Source organism: Prevotella communis (assembly GCF_022024115.1).
Lineage (GTDB): Bacteria > Bacteroidota > Bacteroidia > Bacteroidales > Bacteroidaceae > Prevotella > Prevotella communis.
The window spans coordinates 807,393-824,483 of the sequence record NZ_CP091792.1; the positions used below are offsets into that span (position 1 = coordinate 807,393).

At 49.1% G+C, this 17,091-nt stretch carries 13 protein-coding genes; 7 read left to right on the forward strand and 6 right to left on the reverse strand.

Translation table 11 applies throughout. From position 1 onward, the window contains the following. Position 1 precedes the first annotated feature (1 nt). The 4 genes from L6468_RS03135 to dxs form a co-directional block, all read right to left on the reverse strand. The gene (locus L6468_RS03135; RefSeq protein WP_431356698.1) at positions 2-2,530 is read right to left on the reverse strand and encodes a zinc-dependent metalloprotease; all 2,529 of its coding nucleotides are present in this window, start codon (positions 2,528-2,530) and stop codon (positions 2-4) included. A gap of 179 nt (positions 2,531-2,709) precedes the next feature. After that, positions 2,710-4,164: a TrkH family potassium uptake protein gene (locus tag L6468_RS03140; protein WP_237795124.1), complete on the reverse strand. Its 1,455-nt coding sequence runs from the start codon at positions 4,162-4,164 to the stop codon at positions 2,710-2,712. A gap of 41 nt (positions 4,165-4,205) precedes the next feature. After that, a complete protein-coding gene (gene trkA / locus L6468_RS03145; protein WP_237795126.1) occupies positions 4,206-5,564 on the reverse strand; it encodes a Trk system potassium transporter TrkA in 1,359 nt (452 codons plus the stop codon). Between the two features lie 11 nt (positions 5,565-5,575). Then, positions 5,576-7,456: a 1-deoxy-D-xylulose-5-phosphate synthase gene (dxs, locus tag L6468_RS03150; protein WP_237795135.1), complete on the reverse strand. Its 1,881-nt coding sequence runs from the start codon at positions 7,454-7,456 to the stop codon at positions 5,576-5,578. Positions 7,457-7,589: 133 nt separating this feature from the next. On the opposite strand from dxs, the gene L6468_RS03155 reads away from it, so the two are divergent. The 6 genes from L6468_RS03155 to L6468_RS03180 are packed head-to-tail and all read left to right on the forward strand — an operon-like array spanning position 7,590 to position 13,824. Beyond that, the gene (locus L6468_RS03155) at positions 7,590-8,303 is read left to right on the forward strand and encodes a lipoate--protein ligase family protein (protein WP_091852364.1); all 714 of its coding nucleotides are present in this window, start codon (positions 7,590-7,592) and stop codon (positions 8,301-8,303) included. Positions 8,304-8,316: 13 nt separating this feature from the next. Next, entirely contained in the window at positions 8,317-9,426 is a 1,110-nt protein-coding gene (gene gcvT, locus L6468_RS03160) for a glycine cleavage system aminomethyltransferase GcvT (protein WP_237795137.1), read from the forward strand. A 20-nt stretch (positions 9,427-9,446) separates the two neighbouring features. Next, the gene (gene gcvH / locus L6468_RS03165) at positions 9,447-9,827 is read left to right on the forward strand and encodes a glycine cleavage system protein GcvH (protein WP_091852370.1); all 381 of its coding nucleotides are present in this window, start codon (positions 9,447-9,449) and stop codon (positions 9,825-9,827) included. 23 nt (positions 9,828-9,850) lie between these two features. Then, entirely contained in the window at positions 9,851-11,182 is a 1,332-nt protein-coding gene (gene gcvPA / locus L6468_RS03170) for an aminomethyl-transferring glycine dehydrogenase subunit GcvPA (RefSeq protein ID WP_237795139.1), read from the forward strand. A gap of 18 nt (positions 11,183-11,200) precedes the next feature. Next, entirely contained in the window at positions 11,201-12,610 is a 1,410-nt protein-coding gene (gene gcvPB / locus L6468_RS03175) for an aminomethyl-transferring glycine dehydrogenase subunit GcvPB (protein ID WP_237795141.1), read from the forward strand. A gap of 2 nt (positions 12,611-12,612) precedes the next feature. After that, positions 12,613-13,824 (forward strand): dihydrolipoyl dehydrogenase family protein, encoded by a 1,212-nt coding sequence (locus tag L6468_RS03180; RefSeq protein WP_237795143.1) that lies wholly within the window; start codon positions 12,613-12,615, stop codon positions 13,822-13,824. On the opposite strand, the gene L6468_RS03185 is transcribed toward L6468_RS03180, so the two are convergent. Both L6468_RS03185 and L6468_RS03190 read right to left on the reverse strand, forming a co-directional pair. Beyond that, positions 13,802-15,229, reverse strand: coding sequence for a glycoside hydrolase family 28 protein (locus L6468_RS03185; protein WP_237795145.1), 1,428 nt, complete (start codon positions 15,227-15,229; stop codon positions 13,802-13,804). The two genes, L6468_RS03180 and L6468_RS03185, sit on opposite strands and share 23 nt — an antisense overlap. Positions 15,230-15,336: 107 nt before the next feature. Then, positions 15,337-16,236: a diaminopimelate dehydrogenase gene (locus L6468_RS03190; RefSeq protein ID WP_237795160.1), complete on the reverse strand. Its 900-nt coding sequence runs from the start codon at positions 16,234-16,236 to the stop codon at positions 15,337-15,339. A 200-nt stretch (positions 16,237-16,436) separates the two neighbouring features. Between L6468_RS03190 and ruvA the strand changes: the two genes are divergently transcribed. Further along, positions 16,437-17,039 carry a Holliday junction branch migration protein RuvA gene (gene ruvA / locus L6468_RS03195; RefSeq protein ID WP_091815066.1) on the forward strand — a complete coding sequence of 201 codons (603 nt, stop codon included), beginning with the start codon at positions 16,437-16,439 and terminating at the stop codon, positions 17,037-17,039. The last annotated feature ends 52 nt before the right edge of the window (positions 17,040-17,091 follow it).

A 17,091-nucleotide genomic window follows, 5' to 3' on the forward strand; every position in this document is an offset into this window, starting at 1 on the left:
TTTATTTATTCTTTAGTTTCTCAATTTGCAGTATCTGATAGTCGTAGAAGTCGCGCGTGCTTCCTGTTGACTGATTACGATAGACGCGGTACTTCTGTAGTACGCGGTTCAGGCGTCCGGTCATGATGGCACCCAACTGACTGGCAGAGAGTGATGCAGTGCCCAGGTTGATTCGTACAAAGTTGTTGTCGCCAGTCATACTGCACCAGTTGTCCTCTTCCTGCATGGGTTCATCGGCAAATGAAGATGAAGAAGAGCTTGTCTTAGCTTTCAGTCCGGAGTTGTTCATCATCAGTGCGATAGCACTTCCCTGCAGGTCCTGTTCTGCCTGTGAGAGTTTTCCACCCTGAGGTGCCTTGAAGAGCTCATTTGTCAGGTCGTCCAGATAGTTGTCCAACTGATAACATTCTGCGGCGTTGGTCTCGCCTCCCTCTTTGATACGATAGAGAGTTGGTGAACTGAACAGGGAGTTGACAATCGTGGTTCTCAACTTGTCGTTGACGTTCATGTCGAGCTCCAGTTTTGAGATAATGGAAGAGGGGGTCAGCCAGTTGTTATAGGTGCGTGCCTGACTGAGCAGCCATTTCATGGCCTGTCTCTGCTTGGCTTTTCCAATATAGTGCTTGCCGGTAGCCTTGCCGTCGCCTTGTCTGATTTCCTCGAAACGGATACCTCCGATATAGGGGATGACGTGGCGGATATAGCGGGTGTACTGAGTTGTTACCTGACGATAGACTTTCTCAGTCTCATCATAGCGCTCTCCTTTCTCCATAGTCCAGTTGAGCAGGTTCTTCATGAGCACCTTCAGGTTGGCAATACCAAGGTCGCTGGCCTTGATGTGGTCATCACCCAGGTCTTCCGTCTGGTCGGTGGGGTCGATGGTAGCAATCACCTGCTGAGCACCAAACTCATACATGGGGTCGCCAGCGTGTTCCTGAATCCATGCTTCAAGGGTAGGCTTCTCATCCTCGGGCTTCTGGATATTGGGAAGCAACTGATAGCCCCAGTGGATGGCATGGATATCATAAACACCGAGATCGGGAGGCGTGAGCTTAACGCCACGCTCCAAATCGCCAGGCTGTGCCACGTAGTTATTACGGGCATAGTCCATGATACTTGGGGTGGTGCCATATTTCTGCGTAAATGAAGGGCTGCGCAGTGAGTCAACAGGGAACGAATAGCTGGCACCCATGTTGTGCATCAGTCCAAGGGTGTGGCCAACCTCATGTGAGGCGGCATATTTCATGGACTCCTTCATCAGGTCGTCGTCAAAGGTGACTGTTCTCACGCGCTTGTCGACTGTACCTGTCTGCACAAAACGCCAGTTGTGAAGCAGAGATACGATATTGTGATACCAGATGACATCGGCAGCCAGAATCTCGCCCGTGCGTGGGTCTGTGTAGCTGGGGCCCATGGCGTTGGCTGTTGATGTGGCGGCATACTTGAAACAGTTATAGCGCATATCGTCCGGGTCGAAATTGGGATCGTTCTTGGGATAGTCCTTGGCAAGGATGGCATTCTTGAAACCAGCTTTTTCGAAAGCACGGTTCCACTCCATGATACCCTCCTTGATCGTAGAACGCCATTTCTCAGGGAAGGCAGAGTCTACATAGAAAACGATAGGACGGGCGGGTTCTACCAGTTCGCCACGGAAATAACGGTCGCGGTCTTCTTCGCGTGGTTCCAGGCGCCAGCGGTGAATATAGGTCTGGTCCTCGATACGGTCGCGATTGGTGGAGTAAACGTACTGGTCGCTATAGAAATAGCCTACGCGGTTGTCCTGCAGACGACGTGGCATGGGATCTTCTGGCAGTACAAACAGCGAACGGTGCATCTTCAGCGTGTAGGGCTTCTGAATAGCGCCTGTGGTGTTGTATGTCAGCATGCTCTTTATCTCGATGTTTTTCTCGAAAGCCTTTACCTCGCTGATGCCTGATGCGTCAGGCACAAATGTGCCTTTCAGGCCATTGTCGCTACCCAGCAGTTTGCTGACGGGGTTTGACTCCTTGATAGGACTGATGCATTTCTCGTTGCCGCCAAAGAATGAGGTCACGTCAATGACAACGTTCTTGCCATTGGTAGCCGTAATCTTAAAGGCCTTCAGGATGGGATGCAGGAAATTTTTCTGGAACGAAGAGGCCATGGGGTCTCCCTCAACAACCATATCCATATACTGCATCTTGTGCAGGTAGACATTGCGCTCATCTTTGGTGAAACAGATAAGGATAGGTGAGGTTGACATCTGACCTGCTACATAATCTTGTGTGTCGCTTGTAGCAGCCACACGACTAGATAACATGTAGGTGCGGTGGAAGGCTGTGTCGGGCATTTCAAACAGCAGTTTTCCTTCTTTTGATTTGTATATCACATTGAACAGACCTTGCATGGTCTTGCCGCCCTGAGTCGCTTTCTTATAGTCGGCATTCACAGAGTCTTTTTGTAAAACATTGGCAATTGCTGGGGTCTTCTTTTTCTTCTTTGCCATTGCATCTTGTGTTGATAATCCTGAAAAGAAGATGCTGGCTAACATAATGTAAAGATAGTATTTCTTCATTATAATATTAAATTTTATCTTTTTTCGGGGTGCAAAGTTACAAATAATCGAAGAAAATGCAAAATTTATTAATATTCTTTACTGATTTATATCTTTGCAAGTGAATAAAAAAAAGCAAAATGTTCAATTTTACTTTAGGAGGAAGTGGATATGTTTTAGTTTTCTTTCCAGAACGCACGGGTGAAGAGTACCAGTACGGCGACAATCTCCAGACGACCAACAAGCATGAGGAATGAACATAGCCATTTGATGCCATCGGAGAGGTCGGCCCATGACATCTGCGGGCCCATGTTGGTGTCAAGGCCTGCACCTACGTTACTGATGAGGCTCAAGGCGATGGTAAAGGAGTTGGTGATATCTATACCCGACACAATCATGATGGTGGCTACCAGCAGTAGGGCAAGGATATAGAGGGTGAAAAAGGCCAGAAGCGTGGTAAGACGGTTCTGGGGTATGCTCTGTCCTGACAGCTTGACGGGGAGTACGGCATTAGGATGCAGGATATGGCGGAACTCGTTACGCAGGACTTTCAGAAGCATCAGTACGCGGATACTCTTGAATCCACCCGTTGTACTGCCTGAACAGGCACCCATAAACATCAATACCATGAGGATAATCCATGTGAGATGAGGCCATGCGCCTGCATCGGTATTGCTCAGGCCGGTGGTGGTGATGAATGACACGACCTGGAACAGGGCCGAACGGAATGCTTCCTCGAAGTCGTAGTCTAAGCGGGTGAGCAACAGATACATGATGAGTGCCGTAGCAATGAGTATGGTGATGATATACATCTTGAACTCTGAGTTACGGAACAGACTGCCCATCTTCCACTTAATCAGTCCCATATATAATAAGGTGAAATTGATACCCGCCAGGAACTGGAACAGAATGGCCAGGTACTCAATGAGGGGTGATGCCAGGAAGATGGTGCCGTTATGGGTTGAGAAACCGCCTGTGGCAGTTGTTGACATGGAGTAGTTGGTAGCATCAAACCAATCCATGCCTGCCAACCAGAATGACAGGGCGCAGAGGATGGTGAGCAATACATAGATGCTCCATATCCATTTGGCGGTCGTCGACAGGCGCGGGTGCATCTTTGAACGCATGGGTCCTGTGGCTTCTGCAGCAAACACTTTGACGCTACCGCCTACCAGCTGGGGTAACAGGGCTACGGTGAAGAACACGATTCCCAAACCTCCTATCCATTGCATCAATGAACGCCAGAAGAGCAGGCCGTGAGGCAGTGACTCTACATCGTCAATGACTGTAGCGCCAGTCGTCGTAAAACCTGACATAGTCTCAAAATAGGCATCGGTGATGCTGGACATGGAGCCATGGATCAGGAAGGGGAACATGCCAAAGAACGAGAATACGACCCAGGTAAGGGTTACCACCACATACGCATCGCGACGACTCAGGGCGTTCTCTGCCTCATGTCCGAAGAACAGGAAGATAAACGCACCTCCAAACGTCAGTATCGTAGATGCCATAAAAGCCAGTTCGTCGTCTTCATGGAATGAAAAAGCCATAGCCAGACAGCAGGCCATGAAAAAGGCTTCAATGAAGAGCAACGAGCCCAGGATCTTTGATATGATGCGGAAGTTGATCAATTTGAACTTTTTTCGTTATGACATTACTCGAATAAACAACTTTACCAGAGGAGGGACTTCTTGAAGTATTTCTCTGCTTTGTCGAGTTGATGTTTATGGCAGAACACCATGACGGAATCGCCTGGCGTTATCTGTGTGTTACCATTCACGAGGATTCCCTTGCCGTCGCGCACCAGACCACCAATGGTGATGCCAAATGGCAGTCCAAGGTCTTTTACGGGTTTTCTTGTCACCTTTGAATCCTCGGCTGCTACAAATTCGGCCACGTCGGCCTCAACCATCATCAGCGAACGCATGTTCCTGACGTCGGCTTTCATCATCATCTGGAAGATATGGCTTGCGGCTACGGTCTTCTTGTTGATAATCGTGCCGATGTCAAGTCCTTCCGCCATGCTGACGTAATCCAGGTTCTCGACCATGGCAACCGTCTTGCGTACGCCCAGTTTCTTGGCTGTCAGACATGCCAGGATATTGGTCTCGGCATTACCTGTCAGGGCTACAAATGCCTGTGTGTGCTTGATGCCTTCTTCGTTAAGCAGTCCCAGGTCGCGTCCGTCACCATGAATCACCATGGCATCATTGGAAGCGAGTAGCTGGTTGAGTCGTTCACAACGGGCTGCGTCAATCTCGATGATCTTGGCGTTCATGTAATCGGGCATGGTGAGTGCTGCCCTGACAGCCGTCTTTCCGCCGCCCATGATGATGACGTTGTGCACGTCCTCGTAGTGTTCCTTGCCTACAATCTTCCGGATATAGGGAATATACTCGCTGGTGGTCATGAAATAAGCCAGGTCATGAAGCTGTAATTCATCCATACCACCAGGGATAATCGTGTCGTTATTGCGCTTGATGGCTACAATATGGTAAGGGTCGTCAGGACCGCAGAGGTCTTTCAGCGGCTGGTTGAGGATTTCGCATCCCTCGCGCAACTTGATGCCCAGCAGCACCAATGCACCGTCGTGCACATCCCAGCGCTGGCGAACCCACGACAGTTTCAGACCGTTGATGATGTCGGTGGCAGCCAGAACCTCCGGATATACAAGTGAGTCGATACCTAAATCATGAAAGAAAGGCAGATTCTGCGGCAACAGGTATTCGTAGTTGTCGACACGCGCAACCGTCTTCTTGGCACCTAAGGCATGAGCCAGTGTGCAGGCCGTGATATTACGGCTTTCATAACGGGTTACGCCTACAAAGAGGTCTGCGCTGCCTACACCGGCATCTTTCAATGTCTTGATGCTGGTTGGTGAGGCGTTGACGGCCATGATGTCGTAGTTCGAGTCCATGCCGCCCAGACGATCCTCGTCATCATCGATGAGTACACAGTCGTGATGCTCTGTAGAGAGCAACTTCGACAAATGTGTTCCTACGGCACCAGCGCCGGCAATGACTACTTTCATGATTTGAGGGTTTAGGTTTGTGAATTGAGTATTGCTTTCTTGATACTCTCATTATCGAGTCCAATAATCTCTCGCAGTTGGTCGATGGTGCCGTGTTCCACGAATTGGTCAGGCAGTCCCATGCGAGTAACTTTGACGTCGTAGTCGTGGTCGCTCATCCATTCCAGTACGGCAGTGCCCAGTCCGCCTTTGCGTACACCGTTCTCCACGGTAACGATACGACGGAATTTCTTTCCCACTTCATGTAGGATATCCTCGTCAAGTGGCTTCAGGAAGCGCATGTCGTAATGGGCTACGGAGAGGTCCTTGATTTCATCAATCACCTTTGCTACGTCATTTCCCATCGGACCGATGGTGAGTACGGCAACATCGTCACCGTCGCGCAACTTACGACCGGTACCAATCTTGATTTCCTCAAACGGACAGCGCCAGTTGGTTAATACGCCGTTGCCGCGTGGATAGCGAATGACAAATGGTCCTTTTCCCTCGAGTTGTGCTGTATACATCAGGTTGCGCAACTCGTGCTCGTTCATGGGCGACGAGATGGTCAGGTTCGGAATAGGACGCAGGGCTGCCATATCGAAGGCACCATGATGTGTAGGTCCGTCTTCACCCACCAGTCCGGCACGGTCAAGACAGAGAACTACAGGTAGCTTCAGGATGGCTACGTCATGAATGATATTATCATAGGCGCGCTGAGCAAAGGCACTGTAGATATTACAGAAAGGGATGAGCCCGTCTTTCGCCATGCCTGCTGAGAATGTGACGGCATGACCTTCGGCAATACCTACGTCAAACATCCTGTCGGGCATCACCTTCATGGGAATATTCATAGAGCATCCCGTAGGCATGGCTGGTGTTACACCCACAATCTTTGGGTTAGCCTGAGCCAGTTCCAACAGGGTTTCACCAAATACATCCTGGAACTTGGGGGGCATACCTTCTGTGTCGCTCTGTATCAGTTCACCTGTGTCAGGGTCGAATTTTCCTGGTGCGTGCCATATTGGCTTGTAGTTCTCTGCAGGTGCATAGCCATGTCCTTTCTGTGTATGAAGATGCAGCAGCTTAGGACCTTTCATGTCCTTCAGTTGTCTGAGAATACGTACCAGTTCCTTGACGTTATGTCCGTCGTAGGGGCCGAAATAGCGGATATTCATGCCCTCGAAGATATTCTGCTGTTCTGAAATAGCACTCTTCACGGCATTGGCCAAGCGGATGATTCCCTTCTTGCGTCCCTCTGACAGCAGTCCTTGTTCTACCAACCATTTTGATGCCTTATAGCGTAATGAGTTGTAAGTCTTATTGGTACTCAATCTCAACAGATACTCTTTCATGCCTCCTACAGAGCGATCGATAGACATGTCGTTGTCATTAAGAATAATGAGGAGGTCGTTGGGTGAACTGGATACGTTGTTCAGACCTTCGAAAGCGAGTCCGCCACTCATGGCGCCGTCGCCAATAACAGCCACAACATTGTAGTTGCCTTTTGAGGCTACTGCCATGCCAAGTGCTGCAGAGATGCTATTGGAAGCATGGCCACAGATAAATGAATCGTATTCGCTCTCTTCCGGTGTAGGGAAGGGGCGGATACCATGTAATTTGCGGTTTGTGTCAAAATTATCGCGACGCCCAGTCAGAATCTTGTGACCATAGGCTTGATGGCCTACGTCCCAAACAATACGGTCCTGAGGCGTATTGAATACGTAATGCAGTGCGACAGTCAGTTCCACAACGCCAAGGCTCGAGGCAAGATGACCGGGGTTGACAGACAATTCCTGTATGATGTCTTCCCGCAGTTCTTTGCACAATTGCGGCAATAATTCGGGCTTAACAAGGCGCAACTGACTAGGACTGTCGATGGTTTTCAGTATTTTAAGATCCTTATGTTCCACGGTTTGATTTTAATCATTTGGGGGACAAAGTTACAAAGATTCGGGGATATATCAAAAAGAAACCTTGTTTTTTTTGGTTGTTACATAATTAATTCATAAATTTGCACTCAAAAGCTAACCCTAAACAAAAGAAATGAAGTACATCACCCTGCCTGACACTATTGAAAGGCGCCTTTCATTTTACCTGGCAATGGAAGAATATATCGCCCGTCATATAGACGAAGACGATTGTTTTTTTATGTGGCAGGTACAGCCCAGTGTCATATTCGGGCGTCATCAGGTGGCTGAAAACGAGGTAAACTTTGATTACTGCAAACAGCATGGTATCCAGGTGTACCGCCGGAAGAGTGGGGGAGGCTGCGTGTATGCAGACAAGGATAATGTGATGTTCTCGTATGTGACGAAAGAGGAAAACGTAGGACTGACATTCAACCGGTTCGTAAACATGCTGTTGCTTGTGCTTAGAAAACTGGGCGTTGAGGCAACAGGTACGACGCATAATGACGTGATGATTGGCGACAGGAAGGTGAGCGGTACGGCTTACTATCATCTGCCAGGCCACAGTATCGTACATGCCACGATGCTCTATGATACCAATATGGAGCATATGCTCAATGCCATTACGCCCGGCCCTGAGAAACTGCAGGCAAAGGGCATACAGAGTGTGCGTCAGCGCATCACCTTATTAAAGGATTATATCCCCCTGACCCTTGAAGAGTTTAAATCGTTCGTCAGGACAACGCTGTGTGAGGGTGAACGGATGCTGACTCCGGAAGAGGTGAAGGGTATAGAAGAGCTGGAGCAGACCTATTTGCGTGAGGACTTTGTAAAACTAATTAAATCATAAACGTTCATTTACTATGGGAATTAAAACAGAACCAGTCAGAAGAGACAAACGTACGTGCCTGTATGAAAGACATGTGGCGTTGGGGGCTACAATGGTATCTTTCGGTGGCTTTGACATGCCACTCCTTTATCAGTATGCTGGTATCGCACCAGAGCATATGGCTGTTCGTGAGCATGCCGGACTCTTTGATGTGTCGCATATGGGAGAAGTGACCGTCAAGGGACCTGATGCCGAACGTTACGTGCAACATATTTTTACGAACGATATAGCCAATGCACCGGTAGGTAAGATCTATTATGGCATGATGTGCTACGAGAATGGCGGTACTGTTGATGACTTGCTCGTCTACAAGATGGCAGAGAATGATTTCTTTCTGGTCATCAATGCTGCAAATATCGATAAGGACTGGGCCTGGATGCAACAGAATGCCAAAGGCTTTGATATTGATCTGCAGAACCGTAGCGACTATTATGGACAGATAGCGTTGCAAGGTCCGGAGGCCGAACATATCATGGAGACGGTCCTGAACCTGCCGTGTAGCGAACTGGCTTTCTATACCGTGAAGACGATAGGCGATGTCATCGTGTCGCGTACGGGATATACAGGTGAGGACGGCTTTGAGGTCTATGCCTCTCATGAGTACATCCAACAGTGTTGGGATAAGCTGATTGACGCTGGCGTTCAGGCCTGTGGCCTGGGCTGTCGTGATACCTTGCGCTTTGAGGTGGGCTTGCCTCTTTACGGCGACGAACTCTCAGAGGATATCACTCCAATCATGGCCGGCCTGGGGATGTTTGTGAAACTTGATAAGGAGGAGTTTATCGGAAAGGATGCTCTGGCCCGGCAAAAGGCAGAGGGACCTGCCAGGAGACTCGTGGGTATTGAACTCCTTGACAGGGCAATACCTCGTCATGGCTATCCTGTCCTGAATATGGAAGGTGAACCTATTGGTGAGGTAACGACGGGTTATCATGGTATATCTGTTGATAAGAGTGTCTGTATGGCCTTGGTGGACGCACAATATGCTGCTTTGGGTACTGACCTCCAGATTCAGATACGTAAGAAGGTGTTCCCTGGCAAAGTGGTGAAGAAACAATTCTATAGCAAGAACTATAAAAAATAAATCTAAAAACTATAAAAACAATGGCAAAAGTAATTAAAGGACTCCTTTATAGTGAGTCGCATGAGTATGTGAAGGTTGAGGGAAATATCGGTTACGTTGGCATCAGCGATTATGCACAGCATGCCTTGGGTAATGTCGTATATGTTGACATGCCTGATGTTGACGATGAGGTTGAAGCCGGTTCGGAGTTTGGTGCCGTGGAAAGTGTGAAGGCTGCCAGCGATCTGATAGCGCCTGTTTCTGGTGTGGTGATTGAGGTCAACGAGAAATTGGATGACCAGCCCGAACTTATCAACCAGGACCCTTACGAGAATTGGATTATCAAGGTGGAGTTGAGTGATAAGACAGAACTCGACAGCCTGATGGAAGCAGATGCCTATGAGGCATTCTGTGAGAAATAACCATACAATACAGTTTTTGCGAAATGTATAAATATTTTCCTCATACAGAGGATGACCTGAGAGACATGTTGGCCAAGGCGAATGCCGATTCCCTTGACGCTCTCTATGCTCAGATACCTGAGGGTATCCGTTTCAAGGGTGACTACCAGTTGCCGTCGGAGATGAGTGAGCTGGAGGTACGCCAACTGTTTGAGAAGTTGGGCTCGCAGAACTACCAGCTTACTTGCTTTGCTGGCTATGGCGTTTACGACCATTACATGCCATCGGTAATACCGAGTCTGCTTCAGCGCTCAGAGTTCCTGACATCATATACCCCGTATCAGGCAGAGATATCTCAGGGCACCCTGCACTATATCTTTGAGTATCAGAGTATGATGGCCGAACTGACAGGTATGGACATCAGCAATGCGTCGATGTACGACGGTACTACTGCATGTGCCGAGGCCATGATGATGGCTGTAGCAGCCGGTAAGAAGCAGAACAAGGTGCTGGTATCGGACACATTGAATCCTGATACCCGCAAGGTGCTTGATACCTATGCGCTGCATCAGGGCATCGAACTGGAAACGATAGCCGAGAAGGATGGCGTGACTGATATTGATGACCTGAAGTCGCGTCTTGCCCAGGGTGGCGTTGCTGGTGTGATTGTTCAGCAGCCCAATGCTGTGGGTATAGTTGAAGACTACACAGGCTTTGCTGAAGCTTGTCATGAGCAGAAGGCACTATTCATCATGGATAGTGTGGCTGCCGATTTGGCCGTGCTGAAGACTCCTGGCGAGTGGGGTGCTGATATCGCAGTGGGCGACGGTCAGTCGCTTGGTATCCCCATGCAGTGGGGTGGCCCATACGTGGGTTATATGTGCTGCACAGAGAAGCTGATTCGCAAAATGCCAGGTCGTATTGTCGGTATGACTAGGGACAGCCGCGACCAGCGTGCTTTCGTGCTCACCCTTCAGGCTCGTGAACAGCATATCCGCCGTCAGAAGGCTACCTCAAATATCTGTTCTAACCAGAGCCTGATGGCACTCTTTGTAACCATCTACATGTCGTTGATGGGAAAGCAGGGACTGAAGGAGGCTGCAGAACTGTCGTATGCCGGCGCTCACTATCTCTGCGACAAGCTCTTGGCTACAGGACGTTTCTCTCTTGTTTATGACAAGCCATTCTTTAATGAGTTCCTGGTGCGTTATGATGGCGATATGGACAAACTGTTCTCAACCTGTGTGATGAATAGAATATTCCCAGGTATTCGTATGACGGATGGTAGTTTGCTGATAGCCGTAACCGAAAAGCGGACAAAGGAGGAGATTGACTACTTCCTGGATTTGATTGGTATCGCAGACGGATTGAACTAACTAAATAGGCAAGAGATTATGAACAATAAGCTATATGGTAATTTAATCTTTGAACTCTCTAAGGAGGGACGCAAGGGCTATAGTCTGCCAAAGAATAATTTTGGCAGTTACGAGATACCGTCTGCGATGAGACGTACAGAAGATGCTGTCCTGCCCGAGTGCGACGAGCTTACTGTGGTGCGCCATTATACTAATCTGTCGAACAACAACTTTGGTGTAGATACAGGCTTCTATCCATTGGGATCGTGTACGATGAAGTACAATCCCAAAATCAATGAAGAGGTAGCTGCTATGCCACAGTTCCAGAACCTGCATCCCAAGCAGCCTGCTGCAACCGTAAAGGGTGCTCAGGCATTAGTATCGCTGCTTGAGAAATCGCTATGCGAACTTACCGGTCTGGCTCATTTTACCTTTAAGCCCTATGCTGGTGCTCATGGTGAGTTGACTGGTCTGATGACGATTGACAACTACCATCGCAGTCGTGGCGATATGGCGCGCAAGAAGGTGGTAGTGCCTGATAGTGCCCATGGCACCAATCCTGCCTCGGCAGCAGTGTGCGGACTGGAAATTATTGAGGTGAAATCATTGGCTAATGGTCAGGTTGACTTCGAAGACCTGCAGCGTATCGTGGCTGAGCAAGGTCAGGAGATTGCTGCTATGATGATGACCAATCCTAATACACTCGGCCTGTTCGAAACCCGTATCCCTGAGATTGCAAAACTGATACATGCCTGTGGGGGATTGATGTATTACGATGGTGCTAACCTGAATCCGATGCTGGGGGCTTGCCGTCCCGGCGATATGGGATTTGACGTGATGCATATCAACCTGCACAAGACATTCTCAACACCTCATGGAGGTGGTGGTCCTGGCTCAGGTCCTGTGGGTGTTCGTGAGGGATTGCAGCAGTTTTTCCCGTTTGTCTCACCCTATCAGGGCAACTATGCGGTGATGATGCGTGCCTATGCATACATTCTGTCGCTAGGTCGCGAGCATGTCAAGGAGGTTGGCCCGTTGGCAGTGCTTAATGCCAACTATATCAAGGAGAGTCTGAAGGATGTCTACGAACTGCCTATCGACGGTTTGTGCTGTCATGAGTTTGTGTTCGACGGACTGAAGGATAAAAGTACGGGTGTGACTACGATGGATGTGGCTAAGCGTCTGCTTGACTACGGCTATCATGCACCTACGATTTATTTCCCCTTGCTCTTCCATGAGAGTCTGATGGTTGAGCCCACGGAGAACGAGTCGAAGGAAACGCTCGATGAGTTCATCGGTGTGATGCGAAAGATAGCAGAGGAGGCTAAGAATGATCCTAACCTGGTGAAATCGGCCCCCCACAACACACCTATCGGTCGTGTGGATGATGTCCTCGCCGCCAAGCATCCTGTTGTGACGTACCGTCAATTAAAAAATGAGACAATGTAAAAATGAAAGAGTGCGATTTGATTATCATCGGCGCGGGCCCTGGTGGTTATCGTGCAGCAGAATATGCGGCGAAACAGGGCTTGAATGTGGTCATCTATGAAGGTGATGCTGTGGGTGGTACGTGCTTGAATGTGGGATGTATTCCTACGAAGGCCTATGTCCACAGTACAACCTTCACAGAGGCTCGTGAGCGTATGCCGCAGGTGGTGAGCCAGTTGCGCAGTGGGGTGGAGACTATCCTCTCTCATCCTAATATCACGCTGGTTCGTGAAAAGGCTGTGTTCCCCTTGGATATCCAGGCGAAGAACGTGATTATTGCAACGGGCTCGGAGACAAAATGGCTACCGATAAAAGGTGCGGATACAGACCCTCGTGTGGTTGACTCTACGGGGCTGCTGAATCTGGATACTTTCCCCAAGCGTTTGGCGATTATCGGTGCTGGGGTTATCGGTATGGAGTTTGCATCGGTGTTCAATCGCTTTGGTACCGAGGTGACCGTGATTGAGTTCCTGAAGGAGTGTCTGCCTGCTCTTGACAGCGATATAGCCAAGCGTCTGCGTAAGTATTTAGAAAGGCAGGGTATTACCTTCAAGATGAAGACTGCCGTAGAGAATATCGCAGATATCGATGCTGATGTAGTCCTGATGGCTACGGGCAGGAAACCTCGTGTACAGGCCGACTTCGCCAATGCTGGCATTGAGTATGATGAGCGTACGGGCATCAAGGTGGATGAAAACTTTGAGACAACGAAGAAAGGCATCTATGCCATTGGTGACGTGAATGGTAAGCAGATGCTGGCCCATGCGGCAGAGATGCAGGCTGTGCATGCAGTGAACCATATTCTGGGTAAAGAGGATGCTATCCGCTTTGATATCATGCCGGCAGCAATCTTTACAACACCCGAGGCGGCCTGCGTAGGTCCAACAGAGGATATACTCAAGGAAAAAGGTCTTGCATACGAATGTCGCAAGGCCTTCTGGCGTGCCAATGGAAAGGCATTGACAATGAACGAGACGGAGGGTATGCTGAAACTCTTCTCAGAGCCCGGGTCCGGTCGTATCCTTGGCTGTCATGCCTATGGTGCCCACAGTGCTGATATCATTCAGGAAGTCAGTTCCCTGATGTGTCGTGATACCACGGTCGTACAGTTGCGCGACATGGTACACATTCATCCTACACTGGGTGAGATTCTCAGTGAAACCTGCTCTCAGTAAACTTTACATTGACGAGCGTCAGACGTGCAGTCGGCTCGTCAATGTTTTTTGCTTCCTTATTGTAAACGATTGAGCAGTCCTTGATAGTGATATCATTGACGCAGTCAAGGCCTTCAATACCACTGGCCTTGATGCCGGTCTTACAACCTCGGCATACGACGTTGCTGATATGGATATCCTGGAAATGGGGTGCCCATTTCTTCTCTGCCTCCGTGAATACGGGAGCCTTACCGTCGTCGCCTGCGTGACGGTTCACGTAGTCACATTGGAAGATGATGGCCTCTGACGCAATGTCATTCATCATGACATCGCTGATGTATAGTGCTTCTGTCTTTCCGCCACGACCCAGTCCGCTTTTGAATCGAAGGCCTACGTCGGTACCACTGAACGTGTTGTGACGAACCACGATACGACGTATGCCTGCAGCTGTTTCGCTACCCAGGACAAATCCGCCATGGGCGTGGTTCACCGTGTTGTCTTGTATCACGATGTCCTCGCAACCGCTGATGGCATGACTTGATGACGGCTTGCTGCTTTTCATGCAGATACCGTCGTCACCCACGCTCACCGTAGAGTTGACAATCAGGGCCAGATGACAATCAGAGAGGTCTATGCCGTCACCATTCTGGACGTTCCATTCCGAACGTACGTTGATGCCGTCGATAATCACGTTCTCACAGTAACAGGGATGCAAGTGAAAACGAGGTGAGTTCTGGATGGTGACTCCCTCTATGAGCACATTCTTGCAGTCTGTCAGTCTTATCAGGTCATTGCGCATGCCTTCCTGCTTCACGGGACTGTCGGCAATGTCTGCATAGCCGTTCTTCATCTGCCAGGGATACCACAGATCGCCATTCTCTGTAATCTGTCCTCCCATGTCCTTGTACATATTCCATTCTACGTCGCTCATCTTTCCTCGTTTCACCGGGCGCCATTGCTGTCCGTTGCCATCAAGCGTTCCTTTGCCCGTAATGGCTATATTGGTGCGCTTGGAGGCGCGGATACAGGGAAACACGCGGCCGGCAGGTGCGTTTTTGTCGAGGAAGAGTGATTTGTCTGGTGAGAATACTACCAGTGCATTCTTTTCCAGATGCAACTCAATGTTGTCCTTCAGTGCAATAGGACCGGTGAGCCATACGCCTTGTGGGATGATGAGGCGTCCGCCGCCCATCTTTGACAATTTGGAGATTCCTTTCTCGAAAGCCTCAGTACAGAGGGTGACACCGTCGCCCACGCCACCGACTTCTGTCAGGTTGACTTCATTGGCAGGGATGGTGATGCGCTCTACTGCCTTTACTGTTGTGGGCAGGTTCTTGTAATACTGTTCGTAGTGGTTAGCCTGGGCATATAGGACTATTGTAGACAACAATAATCCAAGAATCGTAGTGGTTAGTTTTTGTTTCATGTTTTGTTATAATTAGTAATGATGCCGCAAAAATACAAAAAAATCTGATAACTCATTAGGAATTATCAGATTTTAAAGTATTTGGAATTAAAAAGTGTGTACTTTTCTTATACCAGGTGGCTGATCAGGTCCTCACGGTCGCCAGGCAGCATGTCGATAACGGGAATCTCAATCATGGTGTAGCAACCGGGCTGCAGACGCATAGAGGCGCGGGCTACGTTAACCAATACCTGACCGGTGAGGGCGGGGTTGTTGATTGACATGTTGAATTCCAGACGCTGGTTCTGGGTCTTGCCAGATACACCTTTGCGTACGAGGTTGACACCATGGCCCATGTCGCGTACGTCGTCAACGCTCTCTACCTGGAATACGTGAGTCTCATCGCTGGCGAAATAGGGATCGGCCTTGATGGCTGCGGTTACCTCTTCCAACTTGGCACCATCCTCAAGTTCTACATATACCATGCGGCGGTGGATACCCTCGCCCAAGGGAATGGTCATTGACAGAGCATTCTTGACACCTGCCTTGGAACGGACGCATACAGAGTGTCCCATTGACATACCAGGACCGAAGTTTGTATAGCTCAATCCCTTGGGAGCCAGACTCTGCATCAGTGTGCGGACGATTGAGTCTGAACCTGGATCCCAACCAGCGGCAATCACGCTGACGGTATTGGTCTTCTTGTTCAGATCCATCAATGTACGGCGATAGTCACGAATCAGTCCGTGGATATCGAATGAGTCAACGGTATTGATACCCAATGGCAGAATCTGCTTGGCGTATTCCTCGCATGAGCGGGTAGGGGTAGCCAGGATAGCTACGTCAACGTCCTTCAGTTCCTTGATATCCTTTACAACATCATACTGAGCCAGTTCGGCAGGCTTGTTCTCGGCACCCTGACGGCGTACGATACCTGCTACCTCGAAATCGGGTGCTGTTTCCAGCGCCTCGAGTGCATACTTTCCAATGTTGCCGTAACCAACGACGGCTGCTCTGATTTTCTTCATTTTTATAATGTAATTATTTGTCCCATTAATTGTTTGCGGCGGCAAAAGTAATGCTTTTTATCTTAAATGCATTACATTTTGACGGAAAAATTATCTTGAAACTGTCATTTTGTGATAATTCGCAAGTTTATGCCCTCGAAATACAATAATTTGTCAACTTTAAGCGTTTTAGAGGATGTATATATAAAAAATTGAAAGTTATGATAGAATATATTAAAGGCGAACTGACCGACCTGACTCCTGCCATGGCTACCGTTGAGGCCGCAGGCGTGGGCTACGGACTGAATATCTCGCTTACTACCTATAGTGCCTGTCAGGGTAAGAAGGAAGTGAAGCTCTATGTCTATGAGGCCATACGCGAGGATGCCTATGTGCTTTATGGCTTCTATAATAAGAAGGAACGTGAGATGTTTGAACTGCTGATTACGGTGAGTGGCGTTGGTGCCAATACGGCCCGGATGATGCTCTCGGGCATGAGCGTCAGCGAACTCTGTTCTGCCATCTCCACGGGTAATGCCAAACTGATTCAGGGCATCAAGGGTATTGGTAAGATGACGGCCCAGCGTATCATCGTTGATTTGCGTGACAAGATTGTGGCCCTGGGTATTGCCGAGGAGATTCCTGCAGGCGGCAGTGTCTCTGCTCCCGTTAATAATGCCGTACGTGATGAGGCCGTTGCTGCTCTTACTATGCTGGGATTTGCCCCTGCTCCGACGCAAAAGGTCGTGGTGCAGATACTGCAAGACCAGCCCGCATTACCTGTAGAACAGGTGGTGAAGTTGGCTTTGAAGCAGATAAAATAACATATTTATATTGTAAAAACGGGCGTAGATGCAATATCTGCGCCTGTTTTGC